This is a genomic window from Adhaeribacter swui (assembly GCF_014217805.1).
GTDB classification, from domain to species: Bacteria; Bacteroidota; Bacteroidia; order Cytophagales; family Hymenobacteraceae; genus Adhaeribacter; species Adhaeribacter swui.
Map to the genome: position 1 here is coordinate 4,609,493 of NZ_CP055156.1, position 17,435 is coordinate 4,626,927.

The window sequence follows — 17,435 nt, forward strand, 5'->3', positions numbered from 1 at the left end:
TTTAAACTAAGTTTAAACTCTTAAAGAGCCCCGGAAGCCACGAGCGGCGTAATACGATTCGGCGCCGTTGTGGTATACAAAAACCTGGTTGTACCGGCGATCACAAAACAAGGCACCGCCTAACTTTCGGATGGCAGCCGGGGTTTTTATCCAACTCGAGGTTTTGGTATCGAAATGGCCTAGTTGCTGTAATTCGCGGTATTGTTCTTCGGTTAATAGTTCAATGCCCAGTTCAGCAGCCATATTCATAGCATTGTTCTCGGGTTTAAATTGCTTCCTGGATTCCCAACTGGCTAAATCGTAACACAAACTGCGGCGGCCTTTGGGACTTTCGGGGGAACAATCGTAAAACAGATATTCTTGTCCTTCGGCATCATAACCCACCACGTCCGGTTCACCGCCGGTTTCTTCCATAGCGTACAGCGACCACAATTTTTCGGGTTTATTTTCAATTCGGGCTTGTACCTCTGCCCAAGCTATAGCGGGATGGCGGTTTTTGTTTTTTTCAAAGCGCACTTGTAAAGTTTGCAGCAGTTCTTCCTGTTGTTCCAGCGACAACTCTTTAGCATCAGGGTTTAGGTTAATCATAGTTTTATAGGTTTTAAGGGACAATTGACCGCTACTTCTATAATTTGGCTAATTATCACCAATAATTCCGGAGAAGCAGTAATTTGATAAATGGCCAATTTTTAAAAATTTAAAATTTATTCCGGTTTAGCAAATAAAGCCAGGTTAAATTTTACAGATCTGGTGCTTTCAGAAAATGAAAAATTTAAAAATTCTCTTCAATCTAAACTTATAATGTAATTACGACCCGACGATAGGCGTATAAATTAGGGCTGCCATTATCGTTGCCTTGTAAGATAACGTGCACGGTTCCGGAGCCTTTTACCCCGGATAAATCTACCTCGGTAGTTTCGCCCTGGGTGATTGTTAAAGTGGCGTTTTGTACGGTTCCGGCTTCCGGATAAATCCACCATTTCAGGTTTACTGGCTGACCGTCGGGGTCTTTGGTGCCCGCCGCCGATAAGGTTATTTTTTTACGGCCGCTGGCATTTATATAAAGCACTTTTTTAGTCTGGTCGTTATTTACTACCAAGTTGGGGTTATGATTGGCTTTTTTGTAACTATCGGCTACGCACCAGTCCATGCGGGCAGCAAAATCATATTGAAAATGATCGCGCCAGCGCCAGATGGTGGTACCGTTTGAAGTGAACTTTTTGCCGGGTTCGTATTCAAAAGTGTCGCGACTCAGTAAATTGCTGGTCCATAAAGGCCGGGTTTCGCCGTGGGGCTGATACAAATGGTAACGACCGCCCCAACCTCCAAAAGCCGGACTTTCGGCCCAACCTAAACCATTGTTGATTAACCCCAGAAAAGACGGCGTATCGCCTTCCATAATAACCGTTAAAGGCGGGTAAAGCGCTCCGAGCGGACCATGATTTTTACTGATATTTTGTTCTAACCAGGAATTGTCTACTAAATTAAAAAAGTAATTAACGCCGGTATTATTTTCCTGGTCTCCGGAAATACCGTTCCAGGTAGATGCATAATAGCTTAAATGATCTTGTTTAGATGGATCGGCGATGTAAAATAAAGCGGGAAATTCTTGGCGAAGCCAGGCCCCGGCATCGTCTTGGTCCGAGATGGAATACACTCTTAATTTGGCGATGAGTTGGTTTAGCTCGGCCGCCGATAGTTCTTCGCGGGCATCTTGTAAAGCTTGGGCTAAGGTGTTGGCCCCGCCCCACAGCAGCACCCATAAAGGCCGGTTATCTTGTTTTTGAGCCGCTTTTATTAACAACCGCGAACCAGGCGTAGATTTTCCTTTGCCCGTAGCGGCCATCCCGTATTCCGGCTGCCCCGACGAGATTACCGCTTCCAGAGCTTGTTGGGTGGGGAAGCCGCTGGCATGTTTCGCTAAGTTGGGGCGCACCAAGCCGTAAGCCGCCACTTGTTTCCGGATTAAGTCTTCCCGAATTCCTTTTTTCAGCCAACAAGAAGTATGAGCCACTAGTCCTTCTATATCATACTCGTTACTGTAAACTAAAAACCGGACCAGAGATTCTTCATCGTCGGGTTCGTTATTTACATCCGTAAAAACAAAAACCCGGGGCCGGGAACCGGTATTTTGGGCCTGACCAAACGACGTAATTCCGTAAAAAAGCAAAAACAGTAAGCAGATTTTATTCATGTTTATTGGAGTGAGTAAATAAAACTACCAGAACCCAGGAGTTAGTTTAAAAGCAAAGTTCGCCCTGGCTGCAGCGCCTAAAGCCGGCCTTTGCAAACCCGAAAATAGAAGAAAATAGCTTAGTTTCTACTCCGGGAATTGGCTGCTACCTTTTATAATATTGCAGCCCGGTTTTATACCGGTAAAAGTTGATGAGGAGCCGCTGGAGAAGGGCGCTACTGAATGCGATAGAAAGTATGGGGCAATCCTGGCTATTTTAGATTATTTATAAGTTAAAACCTTTTCGTAAGCTTTGCGGGGGCTACCCCGGAAATAGACTTCGCCGCAGTAAGAATAGCCCAGTTTTTCAAAAACTTTTATCATGGCCGGATTGTCAAAATTAGTGTCGGCTTTAATGCTATAGATGTGGTTTTGGCGGGTAAAATCTGCTACATACTCCAATATTTTTTGAGCTAAGCCTTTACCCAGATGCGTCACGGCGATGGCCACCCGGTGCACCACCACAAAATCAGCATTTGTCAGCCATTTACCTTCGATGGCCGCATAGGCGGGTTCGTGGTTAATTATTACTGCGCTGTAACCAACAACAGTATCTTTTTCGATTAAAACAAACCCATGGCCTTGTTCAATGTCTTTTTGAATAACTGCCGGGTTGGGGTAGCCGTCTTGCCATTGGTTGCTGCCATCTGCTTTCCGGCGCATAATGGCTTGTTGCAGAATTTCCCAGATTAGCGGCAAATCCGTTGGGTTGGCTTGGCGGAATTGATAGGGTGCCATAAAATTTTACTTGAGTTTTGAGGAAGTGGCAGCGTACGCAAGGCTCAGGTAAGGCTGCCGAAAATTAAAATTTTTAAAAAATAAAAAACCAGTTAATGCGAAACTGACTTTAAGCCGATAATAGAGCCGATTAAAGTAATTAAAAAGAAAATTCGCCAGAAATGCGCGGGTTCTTTAAAAACCAAAATACCGATAATGGCCGTACCAACGGCGCCAATGCCGGTCCAGACGGCGTAAGCAGTTCCGATGGGTAAGGTTTGGGTGGCTTTCATGAGCAATAACATGCTGGCGGTAAGCGAAACTAAAAAGCCGCCGTACCACGCATACATTTCGGTGCCGGTAGTTTCTTTGGCTTTGCCTAAACAAGACGCAAAAGCAACTTCAAACAAGCCCGCAATAATTAAGATAATCCAGTTCATGCTTTTTTTGAGTAAAGTTCAGGATTTATCCCGAAGCAGCAAATAACAAATACTATCGGCTAAGCCATTTTCTAAGTTTCGGTACGGTTTTGACTTACTCTTATGCGGGTAAATTTTCTAAAATCAGTTGTTTAGTTGCGGCAATCGAATTTATTTTCCGGGGTCGATAGTAGTTTTTTTAAATTTCTAAGTTTTTGCGGAGCACGCGTAAGTACTTTTTCATGGTAACCAGCGTGTAAAATTTTACCAGGATTTTAGGCAACTGAAAACCCAGGCCATGTTTTACGATGCTTTGGTCGAATTGCAGTTGGTACGTTACTTTGATGGCCTTATTCGGAAGTGGCTCTACTACCCGGGTGTTTTTGGCCCAGAAAAGGTTTTCTTGAATGGTTTCGCTTACTATCCGGTGGTTTTCCCAAAATTCCTGACACTGTAATTTAGAAATATAATGCGGCACCCGCCGCGACAAAAAAGAATCTTCGATAATTAAACTTCCTGGGGCTACCGTACCGATGTTGATTTCTACCCGGTTAATTTCCTGACGCCATTTACAGTCGTTGGTGTAATCAGCCAGGTACTTAAAAACTATTTCCGGGTTTTTAGCAATTTCTATGGTGGCGGTTAAATCAAATACATCGTGGTTTTTCATAAGGGGCGAAAGGTTAAACCAAAGGCAAGGAAATAAGTTACCTATCTTTATCTTCTGCTTTTTCTGCTTTGGGCGAAATAGAACCTAAAACCGGTAAATGGATATGGAATTTAAGCGCAATTACCCGGATTACAATTATGGTTACCGCGGCCATTAATTCGGTTAAACCAACCGGAAGTTTAAAGCTGTAACAGATAAAATAAACAACGCCACCGGCAATGCAGCCCAGGGCGTAAATGTCTTTCCGGAAAAGCAGGGGCACTTCGTTTAACAAAATATCCCGCACTACCCCGCCCAGGGTGCCCGTAATGGTGCCCATAATAATACAAACCCAAAAAGGTAAATCGGCATCCAGACTTTTGCTGATGCCCACGATGGTAAATAAGCCAAGCCCAACGGAATCAAATAAAAATAAGGTGCTGCTCCATTTAAATACCTGATTTTTAAAAAGCAGCGTAGCCAGTAGGGCAAAGCCGGTGGTTACAAAATATTTACCGTCCTGCATCCAAAAAGGGGTTATATCTAATAACAAATCGCGGGCAGTGCCCCCGCCAATGGCCGTTACCAAACCAATAATATAAGCGCCAAACCAGTCAATCTGTTTGCCGGAAGCAAACCGGATGCCGCTAATGGCAAAGGCAAAGGTGCCTAACACTTCAATAATAGTTGTAAAATTTATATCCAAGATTTAAAATTTTTAAAAAAGCAGCTAATTACAAGTAAATCTGATTTCTGGAACTAAGCGAAGGTAAACGATTTGATAGTTGATAGCTGCCTGTTTGTATCTTTTTTGCACTATAAGTTAATCTGGCAGGTTGGCCGTAGTTCGTAACAAGGTATGTAACGGGGTAACGTAACCTGGCCACAACCAGCCTGCTTTGATTTATAGTTTTAGTTTTAAAAATATTTTATTCATTAGGTCAGCATCCAAGGCTTGCATATCTACTAGTTTCAGCGATTTTACCATTTTTTGAGTGGAGGTTTTATATTTCAGGAAATGCGGGGTTTTTAAATGAGCCGCATACGCTTCTTGGTTGGCGTAAATTTCTAAGATTCTAATGTGGTTTAGGTTTTCTTTCTGGTACATCGGAAAAATAGTAATTACGCCTGGTTCTAAACGCACCGTGGCTTCCGCTTCTTCCTGCAAGATTTTTTTATACGCATTCAGGTAATCGGCCGCAATCTCTACCTCGGCTATGCGGATGAGCATTTCTTTTTGCTGGGCAAAGGCCTGGACAGCAGAAAACAGCAGAAACAAAACACCAATTAAACGCTTCATAATTTTTAAATTTTAAGATTTTGCATCACCACCTTACCCGGAGGTAGTAAAAATTTAATCGGCTACTTACCGCTTAGACCTATGCCAGATAGTTTAACTGAGAAAACTTTATTTCTAACAGCATGCATCTGGTTTCTTACCCTCATCTGAACAAGCAAATAAACTTATAGTTAAAACAGAAAACGAGCTGCCCGCTTAATATGAAGTAAAATTGTAATTATCTGTAAGCTAACTTATTACTGTTTGCTTATTCGTGATTGCTTTATTTTTAAAATTTTGCCCAAAGGAAACAGGCCGGCCAAAGCTTCAATTTTTATTATTTTAACGCTTACTTTGCCGCATCTTTTGCCACTAAAAAAGCCTTAAGTTTAGCGGCTCCTGAGGTGGCAGTTCACTTTGATGCAAAATTAATGAACGACGTAAAACCAAGCGCAAGCCTTGTAAAAACAAAACAGCATTTTGATATTCTGGATGGATTAAGAGGGGTTGCCGCTCTGGCAGTGGTTATTTTCCATTTTATGGAATGGGTTTTTACGGATATCAACCAAAACATTATTGGTCATGGTTTTTTAGCCGTCGATTTTTTCTTTTGCTTGTCGGGTTTTGTAATTGGTTACGCATACGACGACCGTTTGGGCAAACTGGGGATGTGGGCTTTTTTTAAGGCCAGGCTAATCCGGTTGCACCCATTAGTGGTGCTGGGTTCTGTTTTGGGGTTAGTGGCGTTGCTGTTCGATCCTTTTGCCGCTCCCATTACTTACGACTTTGGCCGATTAGCTTTGCTGTTTGCCTGCTCCGTTTTTTTGATTCCTTTTCCGGTAATGCCCGACCGCGCTTTTAACCTTTTTGGATTGAATGCGCCTTCCTGGTCGTTGTTTTACGAATACGTAGCCAACATTTTTTACGCCATTATTCTGCATCGCTTCAGCCGTAGGGCTTTGGGTGGGTTAACCATGCTGGCGGCGGTGGCACTTTGTGTGGTGAGTTACCAGGCCGGCAATTTGCTGGGTGGCTGGTCGAAAGATACTTTCCTGGACGGTGGTGCCCGGGTGGCTTATTCTTTTTTAGCGGGTTTGTTTTTGTTCCGCTCCAATTGGATTATTAAAAACCGGCTGGGTTTCGGGGGATTGGCAATTTTGTTGTTATTAGCCTTTCTGATGCCTGGTTCTAAGTACAACTGGCTGACGGAAGCTTTGGTAGTAATTTTTTATTTCCCCTTACTGGTGGCGCTGGGAGCCGGCTCCACCTTATCGGGGCAATGGAAAAAAGTTTGCCAGTTTTCCGGTAATATATCTTACCCACTTTACATGACGCATTACGCCTTTCTCTGGGTTTATGGCAACTACTTTACCACCAAAAAGCCGCCGCTCAGCGATTTACCGTACATTATTGTACCGGCTGTTATTGTGCTGGTAATTTTTGCCTATGTAGTAATGAAGTTTTACGACATTCCAGTAAGGCGCTACCTATCTAAAAAATGGCGCTAAAAAAAACAGGGTGATGCACCTGTTGCATGATTTTAAATTTTTAAAAATTTCCGATTTAAAGGTTTACCTTAAAACAACTGCCTTCCCGTGTATAGCGGTTGTTATCACTGGGTTGTTGGTACGTATTAATCAAAGAACCAATGCGCCGGTAAAACCCAAAAGAATGGGGGTGACTCGAATTCACGTATATTTCTTTAAATTCTAAGGCTCGATAATAAGGGAGGATTATTGAATTTAACCAAAAGCTCCCAAGGCCTTGTCCTTTATCCTGGATATGGAAATATTTTAACAATAAGGACTGGTCCTCGTTTATAATCGGGTATTTATCTTCCAGCTTTTTAATTTTACCACCTACCATTAAAATAACTCCGGCCGGAGCATTATTTTTTAAAATAGCATGCGAGTCAATCCAAACCTCCGGATTTCTCAGCAGATTTTCGACCAGTCGGGTGGCGTGGTAGAGCTCGTTATAATCATCCCAATGCTGGTGCTCTAGTTTCCACTGCACATATCTGCCAATAGGAGCGAGGTACTTATAATCAAACTGCTTATCCAGAATAAATGTATAATTTTCTTTCTCCAGAAGTACTTCCATTTGTTACTGTTTTCTTTTACGTTATCTCTGCAAAGTTAAAAATTTTAAAAATAGCACCTGTTTTGAATTTGTGATTTACCAGTAGCACTTATTCCATGCTTTTGCCAGGAGTAATCAGGTTAAAGTTGCTGATATACTGCTTCCAATTTAACGCAGTGCAAAGGGAGCAGTCTATAGTGGCCAGTTTTAACTGGCCGGAAGTTGAAAACTTACCTTTATAAATACCCACCAGCTACAAGCTGGCGGGAGTTGCGGGTTGTCTTCTCAAAGCTAAAATTTAAAAAATTTAAAATCTGGTAATAAAAAATAAGCCGTACAGCTTGTTTAAAAACTGGTTATCGCTAACCATTTTCGCCAATTTGTACGGCTTGTAAGATTAAGTAATTACACCGCTTTTTTGCGGCATTTACTTTACTACGGTGGCTTCCAGTTCTACGGTTAAGTTGGCAAAAAGTCCTTTTACTTCCAGTAAAGTAGTAGCCTGCTGAATTTGGTGCCGTTGAAGAAAAGGTACGTAAATATCCATACAGGTAGTAAAAAACTCCTGGGTAGAGGTGGTAAATACATTTAGCCGGACGATATTTTTACAGGCAAATCCCGATTCATGAATGAGTTGTTCCAGATTGGCAATGGTTTGCAGGAGCTGCGAACGCATATCGGCGTTGCTTGGGGTGCCGTTTGCGGCCAGGGCTACTTGCCCCGAACAGTAAAGGGTGGCGCTTACGTTCTTTACTTCCACTGCCTGTACCGAATTAGTGTTTTTACCCCAGGCCCAAGGGTCGAATGTTTGTTTTTCCATTTTATGTTGCTTTAAAATTAACAAGGCAAAGATGGAGCAGGGCCAGGACAGCCTTATGTCAGGGGTTAGAAGAGGCTAATGATATTTTTCAAAAAATTCCTGTAAAGTCATAGGGTGGGGCGCAAACTTCTCTGAAAGCATTTGCATCTTGGTTATTCGATCTAAGCGGAAGTATCTAAACTCCGCCCGTAAACGGCAGTAAGCGATTAAAAGCCAATTTTCGGTAGTGCTGATTAGGGCAAAGGGCTCAATGCTGCGGCTGGTGGTTTTGCCTTGTTCGTTGCAATAATCAATTTGTATCAGGTAAAAATTGGTGAGGGCGTATTGTAGCTGCGAAAGATGGTTGCTGCTTCTTTCCCGGTTAAGGTTTTGTGCAAAACGGGTACGATCGGCTAGTAAATTTGCTTTGTCTTTCTCTGCTTGCCGCAGTACCGCTTTTATTTTGTCAATGGCTTCGGTATAATCATTAATAAACGAGGCGTCTTTATTTTTTAAAACTAATTGTTCGGCCAGAATTAAGGCATTCGCTTGTTTTTCAGAAAACATGATGGGCGGAATTTTATACCCTTCCATTAAGGTATAGCCTTTCCCTTCTTCGGTAATAACCGGAACCCCGGCTTGTTCCAAAGCCCGGATGTCGCGGTAAATGGTTCTGACGCTTACCTTAAATTTAGCTGCCAGATTTGTCGCGGTTAGTAGACGTTTGGTTTGCAGTTGCGTGAGAATGGCAGCCAGCCGGGAAAGTCGTTTGGTATCCTGCTCGTTCATTTTTTCATTTTCATTAACTTTTTCCATAAACTCGGGGACGCCGTTCCAATGGGTAAAGCAATGTGCAAGTTATACAACATGGGTAATATCAGCAATTCCCTTGGCCACTTACAACTGTAGAAACGGAAAAAGTAAAAAAGGATTAATTAAGTCTCTTGCGGACTGCTGAGTTGTGCAACAATTACTGCTGTTATATGCTGCTGCTTTTATTTTAACTCGTATTCCCGATCTAAGTTAAGTATATAATGCCCTCTGATATTCTTAGCTAATAGGTCAATTACGATTACTATAAAAGTATTTTGGTTTTCGGTTGGCAACAATACATGGTCGTAGGTATTCTCACAACTTCGGTACACTTTTTCCACAAGTTCTTGGTCGTATACTATCATTTGAACTACTCCATAATTCTTTAAACACTCAACGTAGGGCCAGATTTCAGTTACAGGTTCTGCAGTTATGGTCACATCATGCATCGATATCCCAAAGGTCGATTGGAATTCTTCTGGTGATAATTCTGTAGTCATTTGTCCGGAGCTTCTTGCTATTACACACAATGGGCAGTAGCTATAAGGTGGCGTAGATACCTTATAGCCACTGCCCATTGTACAATCTTTTTTTGTTTAAGTAGTTTGCAAACTGAAACTAATTTTCCAGTTAATACCAAATTTATCCACGCAGATTCCATAATAAGAACCCCAAAATTGCTCAGAAATAGGAAGTTTTATTTCTCCTTCTTTTGAGAACGAATCAAACAACCTATCAGCTTCTTCTTTACTTTCAGTATTAATATAAAGCGAGAAGTATCTAGCTGCACTATTTTCTTGTCGTTTGACATCAATAATGTCGGCTCCCATTATAATTGTTTCATTACTAATAGGTAGTCCTATATGCATAATATGTTCATCTTTGCAATGCGGGAAATTCTGTCTTGCATCTGCAGGCACATCTTTATAACGTCCAATAAATTTGAATTCTTTCTTAAAAACAGATTTATAAAAGTTAAAGGCTTTTTCACAATTCCCATTAAAATATAAATAGGTGTTAACTGTTGCCATATATATTGTTCTTAAATCTACTATTTTATATTTAGTGAGTCCGCTTTATCTGATGGCACATTAAGGATTTGCGATGGCGTTGCTACCGTAAAGGTGTTATTGTACAAAGTTGTTCTTATGCCTTTTCTAATCTATTAAGATAACCTAATGACTTAATTCTGCTTTGTATTTCTTTATCTACTTTTACTTTTGAAGTATAAAAACCGAATGTGTTCAGTGATTTCGGTAGGCACTTATTGATTAAGTTGTCAAAGTCAAGATTAGTTTTATAAATCCATAGCTTTCTGAGGCTTTCTGTTTTGTCTAACCCATCCAAAAGTGAAAAAGACTTACAATTTAAAATAGCTAGTTCTTCTAGATGTTGAAGAGGCTTTTCAAATACTAGTTCATTTAATTGAATTAGGTCCTCTATTTGGAGCTTCTTTAGCTTTCTGAAGGATGCAATGTTATTTATCTCAGTAAAGCCTCTTACTCTTATAATTTCAAGTTCTTCCATGTCGTTTTCTTCTATTTCATTTATATTGCTTCTGCCTCCTAATATTAACTTAAGTATCTTCAACTTTTTTAATTTATTTACAAAGCCGATAGGTGCTTTACTTATGGAGTTAAGTGACAGTTCCTCCAAATTGCTAAGTTCTCCAAGTGCTTCAATGTTTTTGGTGTGACCGCAGCAAATTAAGTAATTAAGTTTTTGGTAATCTTCTAGATACTTTAGTTTTAGAGCTTTACTCCTTGTGTCAAAAAGCAATAGCTTTTGTAATGACTTCAAGTTGTCTGAATTTAGAAGTTCAGATTCTCTCAGCTCATAGAAGCCTATGCTCAGTGTATGAAGATGCTTAAGTTTAGTTAGGGAAGACAGGTTCTCCACATGATAAAGGCAATCCATGTACAGAGACTTTACCTCAGGAAGCTTTTCAAGAATTTTGCAGTCAAAGCGTCCTTTATCTTCATAGTGCCCATAGAATCTAACCTCTAGTAATTCATTATTCTTTGCACACAGCATATTAAGATCAGCGAGAATCTTATCATCATAGACTTTTTCTGAAAATTGGATGACAACAGTTTTACCTTCACTCAAATCTGACTCAATTGAGTGAGTGTCTAAAAAGGCAGGGTTATTTATTCGATCAAAGAGTATCATTCAATTTTGTACAACGGGCCACGTATATGCAAAACCCAAAGTGAAACAAGGATTTTGTATATACATTATTAGGCAATGATTTTTCTTTACTCCAATGAATTACTTCCTTCAGATAATTTCCAATTATATTTACTTAAGGCACCGCCCCTATGATTTTTAGGGTCGTAATGGAAGTAGGTTAATTTATTCTTTTTAATTAAGTATGTATGAGTAATTTCACCAGCTTCATTAGATAACCAAGTTAGCATTAATGTATCTTTCCTTATCTGCCATTTCCCTTTTTTAACCTCTGTTCTTACTAATTTTGTTGATTTAAGGCTTTTCTGCCTATAGTGAATAGTTTGCTCAAAAGTAGAGTCAGCTTTACAAACTTCAATTATGTCTTTAATCTGATTGAATCCTAAAGCTTTCTTTACATGAGATGTACGATTAAATTTTGAACATCCTAAATCATTAGGAAGCAGGTTAAACAAGAAAGTAATTACAAATAACAATTTAATCTGTTTCTTTTTAATTATGGCCTAACGGTCTCGGACAGGCAACGGGTGAGGCGATAGCCGAACATGATGCCTGTGCTGTGTTACCTGATTGAGTTTTACTTTTTTTCTACATTGATGAATTGAATATCAACTCAGAAAAAGTATTCAGTCATTTCTTCTATAAATTCTTTATCAGTAATTGGTAAGCCTGACTTTGAACCTAATACCGAATCAATACCACATTTGGGGCAAACTGCTGTTTCTCCTCCATTATTTTCGTTAATCCATTCCACAATTTCAGTCGGTGAATAGATTCCTTGGCAATAGAAGCATACACATTGCTCACTCTCCATTATTTCTTTTTTATGTGAAGAGCTTTTGTCGTGAGCTGCAATAAGAAAATCCTTGGTATATTTCTTCAAATTTTTAATTCCTCTTACAGGTAACAAGCAGGTAAACGGAGTAACTCCGTTTACCTGCGTTATATTTTACTTTCTTATTCCATATATCCTGCCAAAATCAACCGATAACCGGAACAAACCACTATTTACCGGGCTTCGGTTATTTCCAAAATAACGCTGGTGCGGCGGGCGTTTACATTGGGGTTGAACCCTACTGTCATGAGGTAGTTGCCGGAGTAGGAGGTGTTACCGGTAATAGAAGATTGAGTGCCGGGATACAAGTTAATTTCTTTTACCTGGTACTTTTTATTCGGGTCTAAGCCGCCCATTTTAACCGGCGACAAAGTTCCGGCACCGTAGCGGTTAGATACCAAATAGTTAAACATGACCGCCCGGTTTTTAGCTTCGTTTACGTACATCACCGAGGCAAAATCGTTGTCGCGAGGGTTGGCCAACCGGTATAAATCGCCGTGCCAGATCACGTCGCTTAGGGACTTATAAGTTTTAACGGCGTCCTGGCAGAATTGCAAGTCGTTTGGTTCCAGTTTACTTACCACAATGTCAAAGCCCAGTTTGCCCATCATGGCTACGTCTGTGCGGTATTTAATGGGTTGCTTGCCCCAGTCAGTTACGTGGTTGTCGTGGGCTATGGCCGGGAAAAAGTAAGAATACTCGTACTGCATAAAAATCCGCTCCAACGGATCGGTATTGTCGCTTACCCAGAACTCGGTAAAATATTTTAAAGCACCATAATCCACGCGGCCCCCACCGCCGGAACACAACATCATGGGTAAATCCGGGTATTTGGCCCGGAAACGCTCGAGCACTTTGTACAAACCGCGTACGTAATCCACGTACAAATGCGATTGCTTATTTTTTAAATATTCCGAATGCGCGTTGTAAATAACGGCGTTGCAATCCCATTTAAAGAAAGCTACATTCGGGTTTTTGGTCATAATATTATCCAGCACGCCAAACACAAAATCCTGCACTTTAGGGTTGCTTAAATCCAGTACCAATTGGTTGCGGTACAAATGCTCTTCCCGCTTCGGTTGGCGAATTACCCAGTCGGGGTGTTTTTCGTAGAGCTCGCTTTTGGGATTTACCATTTCGGGCTCTACCCAAATACCAAATTTTACCTGGTTGTTCTGCGCCTCTTTTACTAAATAACCGATGCCGTGCGGCAATTTTTTAACATTTTCCTGCCAATCCCCTAAGCCAGCATTATCGGCATTGCGGGGGTATTTGTTCGCGAACCAGCCATCGTCAAGCAAAAACATATCAACGCCCAGGCGCTTGGTATCTTTAATCAACTCGGCCAGTTTGGGCTCGTTAAAATCGAAGTAAGTAGCTTCCCAGTTATTCAGCAAGGTTAAGCGGGAACCATTTCCTTGCATAATGCGGTAATTGCGGGCCCAGCGGTGCAGGTTGCGGCTGGCAGCGCCTTTTCCTTTATCCGAGTAAGTGTATAGGAACAAGGGGGTAGTAAATTCCTGCCCTTTGGTTAAGGTGTATTCCGAAGCGTGCGGGTTTATCCCGGCAATCAAACGTAGATTATTCAATGGGTCTACTTCTAAATCAACCCGGAAATTTCCTGTCCATTCTACGGAACCGTACAATACGCGGCCTTCGTCTTCGGTAGCGGGACGGTCCAGCGAAACCATAAAGGAAGGCGGTTGGTATAGGTTGGCGCGGGTACCCAGTTTTGTATCCAGTACTTTAATGCCCGGAGTCAGGCGAGTTTCTTCGGTTTGCATTTCTTTGGCCCAATCGCCGTGGTAGTGTTTGAGCCAGTAATTATTAGCCGACACGTACAAATTGGCCGATGCATATTTATTCAGGGTTACATTGCCTTTTTCGTTGTTTTTAATCACCGACCATTGCTCCACTACGTCTTCGGCGGTGTACACTTTGTAATACAGGGTAACTTCCAGGCCATAAACCGGGTCGCGAAGCACTACGCTGGTGGTAGAAACGTTATTATCAGTTTTCTGCACGTTATGGCGCACGTACTGCAAATCCAGCGAAGTATTGCCATCGGCGTGCGTTACCTGAATAGCGGGTTCTACCAGGTTGCGCGAGCCACTAGGCGTATATGCCGCATTTAAAATGCCGGAATAATCGTCGCCGCGGCGGTACATAGCCGGTGCGTATTGGTACTCCGCGCTGTTATTAAGCTTAGTGCCGAAATGTATAATGCCCACCCGTTTATCGGTGCCTACTTGCAAAGCCATACCGAAACGTTGTGTTTCGATGGGGATAATGGTTGCCTGTTGGGCCCATGCGGATGTTATAGACCAAAAAAGTAAAAAACTTAAAAATATGCTTTTTTTTAAAAAATGGCCAAACTGGTAACGGCTCGGGTTAAAAGCGATCATAGTAGTTTTAGTTAAACAAAGGTATAAGAAGATGCTGCCCGTTTCGGGCGGCATAATACCGGTAAATTACTGGTAAGTTTTGAATATTTTTTAAAATTTTTTATCGTAAAAGGTGGTTGATATTAGAGGAGTCTTCTGAAATAATGGGATGAACGTTTAGTATAATTTTAGGTATTTCCTTTAGTATAATTATTTTTGTTCGCATAGCTGCGGCTTTAGCTTTATATTATATTGAAGTTGTTTCATTGCTTAGGTCTTGTTCTTTTTGTCTTGATATAAATACCCTTCCGCCTACGGCACCTTCCCTAAAAACAGGGAAGGAGATGCGGTTATTCTGGTATTCTTTGATCCGACAGCAAAGTATATAATTATAAGATAGGGAAAGATTTTACCTAAATCCTGCGATACCTTTAAAGTAGGCGTTGCAAACGAAAGATTAATCGACAACAAAATACCAGCGATCCATTTCTGCTTTCTACAAAAATTAGTGAACCACATCTTTTTAATAAATTTCAATCTTATATTTAGCGGTACTAACAACTAAACTTTAATTGCACTTCATGTTAAAAAACGCGTTCCGGTTTGGGGCTATCTGCCTTTTATTTCTTTTTTCAAGTAAAGCAGCAACGGCTGTTTCGTTACCTAAAATATTTGGCAGCCACATGGTGCTGCAACAAAATGCCGAAGTAACCATGTGGGGCTGGGGTAATCCGGGGGAGGAAATTACGGTTACGGGTAGCTGGAACCAGGAAGCCGTAAAAACCAAAGCAAGTAATTTGGCGCAGTGGCAGGTAAAATTAAAAACCCCGGCGGCGGGAGGTCCGTTTTCTGTTACGGTAAAAGGCCAAAATACCATTAACCTGGAAGATGTGTTGGTTGGTGAAGTATGGCTTTGCTCGGGGCAGTCGAACATGGAGTGGACTACCAAAGCGGGCATTGACAATGGTGCCGCCGAAATCCCGAAAGCTAACTTCCCGTCGATCCGGTTTTTTACGGTGCCTCGCCGGTCAGCGGATGGGGTGCAGTTAGATGTAGATGGGGAGTGGGTGGTGTGCTCGCCCGAAACCATGCCCAACTTCAGCGCGGTAGGTTACTTTTTCGGTCGGCAAATTTACCTAAATTTAAAAATGCCGGTGGGCTTAATTAACAGCAGTTGGGGCGGCACGCCCGCCGAGGTTTGGGTAAACCCCCAGGCGATTTCCAAAACCGAAAACTTAGCACAGGCGGCTGCTAAACTGCAGGAAGTTCCCTGGGGACCGGTAAGACCCGGTAAAACTTATAACGCCATGATCGCGCCGCTTATTCCGTACCAAATTGCCGGCGCTTTATGGTACCAGGGCGAAGCCAACGTGAGCGACCCGGGCAACTACGCTCAATTATTGCCCGCCTTAATTCAGAACTGGCGCCAGGAGTGGAACAAAGATTTTCCGTTTTATTTCGTGCAATTAGCACCTTACAAATACGGTCGGCCGCACGAAGGTGCCATGCTTCGCGAAGCGCAACGCCGCACGTTAACTACGCCCAATACCGGTATGATCGTGATTACCGACATTGGCAACAAAGACGATATCCATCCACGCAACAAAATTGATGTGGGTTTACGATTAGCGAACCTGGCTTTAGCGAAAACCTATGGTAAAAAAGAGCTTACCTATTCCGGCCCCCTTTATAAAAGCATGAAGGTAGAAGGAGATAAAATCCGGATTCAGTTTGACCATGCGGAGTCGGGCTTGGTTGCCAAAGATGGAAAAGCGCTTACGCATTTTGAAATTGCCGGTTCTGATAACCGGTTTGTGCCGGCCACGGCCAAAATCAGCGGCAAAACGGTAGTGGTGCAAGCCAAAGAAATTAAGAACCCTGCAGCGGTACGGTTTGCCTGGGATAATATTGCTGAACCCAACTTATTTAACAAAGCCGGTTTACCCGCATCTACCTTTAACACCCTGGAAAACTTTGCGGATAGCAATTGATATTACTTAACAAAACGCAGAAAAGGCAATAGGAGGTTAAAACCTTTTATTGCCTTTTTTAATATTCGCCAAATTCTAAATTTTTAAAAATTTACAAGCGGAATAACTAGCATAAGCCTTCATTCTTGTAGGCGAAATGAAAAATGAATCAGCTAAATTGTTTTAATTCTAAATATTTTAAAAATTATATTTTTTACGTAGTCGATTGTTTTGCTGGAATGGTCGATAAATAAAGGCCGTTGATCGATGCTTGCCTTGTATGGTAAATTTTATGGCATATCTGGCACTAGCTTTGAATAATCTGAAGTACCCTGGTAGTATAAACCGGGATATTAAAATAATAATAAATTTTAAAAGTAAAGATTATGAAAAAGTTAGCAGTAATGTTCGTCTTGGGTTTAACTTTAACCGGAACTTCTTTTGCGCAAACTATCCGGCAACCCAACCAAAAACAAGATAAAACTTTAAAATACGAAAGTCACGAAAAGCAAGTTTTTAAACGTGGTAAAAACCAGCGGCCCGTCTTGTCGGCGGAGGAGCGGGCAACCCGGCATACCGAAATGCTGAGTCAAAAGTTAGATTTAAGCAAAAACCAGAAAAAGAAACTACAGGCCCTCAATCTAAAACAGGCTCAGCAAATGCAAGCTTTAAATCAACAATATGCCCAGGGTGGAGGTCCTAAAAACGCTGCTACCCGGGAAGAAAGAAAACAACTCCGGGCCAATTGGGAAAAAGATTTTAAGCGTATTGTAAGTAAAAAACAATATGCCCAATACGAAGCCCAGCGCAACCAAATGCAGGCAAAGCGGGGTAAACATTTTGGGAAAGAAGATCATTCTAACTTCCGGTTCCGCAAACCAATAAACGGTTAGCAATTACGCTGATAACAACAAAAAAGGTAAGCCCACCAGCTTACCTTTTTTGTTTAAATGAATTTTTTAAAATCTATCTTTTAATTATCTCTAAAACCAGGTAAGTATTTATTCGTCGGAAGATAAACTTTAAAAATTAAACTTTAAAAATCGTTTTACAATCAGCTATCTT

19 protein-coding genes are annotated in these 17,435 nt (G+C 41.5%); 3 read left to right on the forward strand and 16 right to left on the reverse strand.

The genetic code is table 11. The features are described 5' to 3' along the window. Positions 1-12: 12 nt before the first annotated feature. From HUW51_RS19205 to HUW51_RS19235, 7 genes are all read right to left on the reverse strand, one after another. Entirely contained in the window at positions 13-588 is a 576-nt protein-coding gene (locus HUW51_RS19205) for a DUF4256 domain-containing protein (protein WP_185271249.1), read from the reverse strand. A gap of 208 nt (positions 589-796) precedes the next feature. Beyond that, complete coding sequence (locus tag HUW51_RS19210) at positions 797-2,194, reverse strand: DUF1593 domain-containing protein (RefSeq protein WP_185271250.1); 1,398 nt, start codon at positions 2,192-2,194, stop codon at positions 797-799. Between the two features lie 261 nt (positions 2,195-2,455). Continuing rightward, entirely contained in the window at positions 2,456-2,971 is a 516-nt protein-coding gene (locus HUW51_RS19215; protein WP_185271251.1) for a GNAT family N-acetyltransferase, read from the reverse strand. Positions 2,972-3,063: 92 nt separating this feature from the next. Then, positions 3,064-3,390 (reverse strand): DMT family transporter, encoded by a 327-nt coding sequence (locus tag HUW51_RS19220; RefSeq protein WP_185271252.1) that lies wholly within the window; start codon positions 3,388-3,390, stop codon positions 3,064-3,066. A 178-nt stretch (positions 3,391-3,568) separates the two neighbouring features. Continuing rightward, a complete protein-coding gene (locus HUW51_RS19225; RefSeq protein ID WP_185271253.1) occupies positions 3,569-4,039 on the reverse strand; it encodes an SRPBCC family protein in 471 nt (156 codons plus the stop codon). A gap of 37 nt (positions 4,040-4,076) precedes the next feature. Further along, the gene (locus tag HUW51_RS19230) at positions 4,077-4,724 is read right to left on the reverse strand and encodes a trimeric intracellular cation channel family protein (RefSeq protein WP_185271254.1); all 648 of its coding nucleotides are present in this window, start codon (positions 4,722-4,724) and stop codon (positions 4,077-4,079) included. Positions 4,725-4,922: 198 nt separating this feature from the next. Beyond that, positions 4,923-5,318, reverse strand: a complete 396-nt coding sequence (locus HUW51_RS19235) for a putative quinol monooxygenase (RefSeq protein WP_228466744.1) — start codon at positions 5,316-5,318, stop codon at positions 4,923-4,925. Between the two features lie 383 nt (positions 5,319-5,701). Between HUW51_RS19235 and HUW51_RS19240 the strand changes: the two genes are divergently transcribed. Continuing rightward, on the forward strand, positions 5,702-6,805 hold the full coding sequence (locus tag HUW51_RS19240) for an acyltransferase family protein (protein ID WP_228466746.1): 1,104 nt from the start codon (positions 5,702-5,704) through the stop codon (positions 6,803-6,805). A 55-nt stretch (positions 6,806-6,860) separates the two neighbouring features. Here the strand turns inward: HUW51_RS19240 and HUW51_RS19245 are convergent, their stop codons facing one another. The 9 genes from HUW51_RS19245 to HUW51_RS19285 form a co-directional block, all read right to left on the reverse strand. Beyond that, positions 6,861-7,400, reverse strand: coding sequence for a hypothetical protein (locus HUW51_RS19245; RefSeq protein WP_185271255.1), 540 nt, complete (start codon positions 7,398-7,400; stop codon positions 6,861-6,863). A gap of 406 nt (positions 7,401-7,806) precedes the next feature. Continuing rightward, entirely contained in the window at positions 7,807-8,199 is a 393-nt protein-coding gene (locus tag HUW51_RS19250) for a RidA family protein (RefSeq protein WP_185271256.1), read from the reverse strand. A gap of 75 nt (positions 8,200-8,274) precedes the next feature. Next, positions 8,275-8,967 (reverse strand): helix-turn-helix transcriptional regulator, encoded by a 693-nt coding sequence (locus HUW51_RS19255; RefSeq protein ID WP_185274590.1) that lies wholly within the window; start codon positions 8,965-8,967, stop codon positions 8,275-8,277. A 206-nt stretch (positions 8,968-9,173) separates the two neighbouring features. Then, positions 9,174-9,356 carry a hypothetical protein gene (locus tag HUW51_RS19260; protein ID WP_185271257.1) on the reverse strand — a complete coding sequence of 61 codons (183 nt, stop codon included), beginning with the start codon at positions 9,354-9,356 and terminating at the stop codon, positions 9,174-9,176. Between the two features lie 231 nt (positions 9,357-9,587). After that, on the reverse strand, positions 9,588-10,022 hold the full coding sequence (locus HUW51_RS19265; RefSeq protein ID WP_185271258.1) for a VOC family protein: 435 nt from the start codon (positions 10,020-10,022) through the stop codon (positions 9,588-9,590). 115 nt (positions 10,023-10,137) lie between these two features. Further along, positions 10,138-11,163 carry a hypothetical protein gene (locus HUW51_RS19270; protein WP_185271259.1) on the reverse strand — a complete coding sequence of 342 codons (1,026 nt, stop codon included), beginning with the start codon at positions 11,161-11,163 and terminating at the stop codon, positions 10,138-10,140. Between the two features lie 86 nt (positions 11,164-11,249). Continuing rightward, positions 11,250-11,636 (reverse strand): hypothetical protein, encoded by a 387-nt coding sequence (locus HUW51_RS19275; protein WP_185271260.1) that lies wholly within the window; start codon positions 11,634-11,636, stop codon positions 11,250-11,252. Between the two features lie 158 nt (positions 11,637-11,794). Then, complete coding sequence (locus tag HUW51_RS19280; RefSeq protein WP_185271261.1) at positions 11,795-12,064, reverse strand: hypothetical protein; 270 nt, start codon at positions 12,062-12,064, stop codon at positions 11,795-11,797. Between the two features lie 125 nt (positions 12,065-12,189). Beyond that, entirely contained in the window at positions 12,190-14,421 is a 2,232-nt protein-coding gene (locus HUW51_RS19285; RefSeq protein ID WP_185271262.1) for an alpha-galactosidase, read from the reverse strand. Between the two features lie 560 nt (positions 14,422-14,981). On the opposite strand from HUW51_RS19285, the gene HUW51_RS19290 reads away from it, so the two are divergent. After that, complete coding sequence (locus tag HUW51_RS19290; RefSeq protein WP_185271263.1) at positions 14,982-16,391, forward strand: sialate O-acetylesterase; 1,410 nt, start codon at positions 14,982-14,984, stop codon at positions 16,389-16,391. A gap of 365 nt (positions 16,392-16,756) precedes the next feature. Then, the gene (locus tag HUW51_RS19295) at positions 16,757-17,263 is read left to right on the forward strand and encodes a hypothetical protein (protein WP_185271264.1); all 507 of its coding nucleotides are present in this window, start codon (positions 16,757-16,759) and stop codon (positions 17,261-17,263) included. Positions 17,264-17,435: the final 172 nt, after the last annotated feature.

Excerpts from the sequence above, each read along its gene's own strand:
- HUW51_RS19255 (WP_185274590.1), bottom strand. The coding sequence starts at position 8,967 with ATGAACGAGCAGGATACCAAACGACTTTCCCGGCTGGCTGCCATTCTC.
- HUW51_RS19215 (WP_185271251.1), bottom strand. The coding sequence starts at position 2,971 with ATGGCACCCTATCAATTCCGCCAAGCCAACCCAACGGATTTGCCGCTA.
- HUW51_RS19220 (WP_185271252.1), bottom strand. The coding sequence starts at position 3,390 with ATGAACTGGATTATCTTAATTATTGCGGGCTTGTTTGAAGTTGCTTTT.
- HUW51_RS19205 (WP_185271249.1), bottom strand. The coding sequence starts at position 588 with ATGATTAACCTAAACCCTGATGCTAAAGAGTTGTCGCTGGAACAACAG.
- HUW51_RS19245 (WP_185271255.1), bottom strand. The coding sequence starts at position 7,400 with ATGGAAGTACTTCTGGAGAAAGAAAATTATACATTTATTCTGGATAAG.
- HUW51_RS19265 (WP_185271258.1), bottom strand. The coding sequence starts at position 10,022 with ATGGCAACAGTTAACACCTATTTATATTTTAATGGGAATTGTGAAAAA.
- HUW51_RS19290 (WP_185271263.1), top strand. The coding sequence starts at position 14,982 with ATGTTAAAAAACGCGTTCCGGTTTGGGGCTATCTGCCTTTTATTTCTT.
- HUW51_RS19235 (WP_228466744.1), bottom strand. The coding sequence starts at position 5,318 with ATGAAGCGTTTAATTGGTGTTTTGTTTCTGCTGTTTTCTGCTGTCCAG.
- HUW51_RS19210 (WP_185271250.1), bottom strand. The coding sequence starts at position 2,194 with ATGAATAAAATCTGCTTACTGTTTTTGCTTTTTTACGGAATTACGTCG.
- HUW51_RS19295 (WP_185271264.1), top strand. The coding sequence starts at position 16,757 with ATGAAAAAGTTAGCAGTAATGTTCGTCTTGGGTTTAACTTTAACCGGA.
- HUW51_RS19260 (WP_185271257.1), bottom strand. The coding sequence starts at position 9,356 with ATGATAGTATACGACCAAGAACTTGTGGAAAAAGTGTACCGAAGTTGT.
- HUW51_RS19270 (WP_185271259.1), bottom strand. The coding sequence starts at position 11,163 with ATGATACTCTTTGATCGAATAAATAACCCTGCCTTTTTAGACACTCAC.
- HUW51_RS19225 (WP_185271253.1), bottom strand. The coding sequence starts at position 4,039 with ATGAAAAACCACGATGTATTTGATTTAACCGCCACCATAGAAATTGCT.
- HUW51_RS19250 (WP_185271256.1), bottom strand. The coding sequence starts at position 8,199 with ATGGAAAAACAAACATTCGACCCTTGGGCCTGGGGTAAAAACACTAAT.
- HUW51_RS19285 (WP_185271262.1), bottom strand. The coding sequence starts at position 14,421 with ATGATCGCTTTTAACCCGAGCCGTTACCAGTTTGGCCATTTTTTAAAA.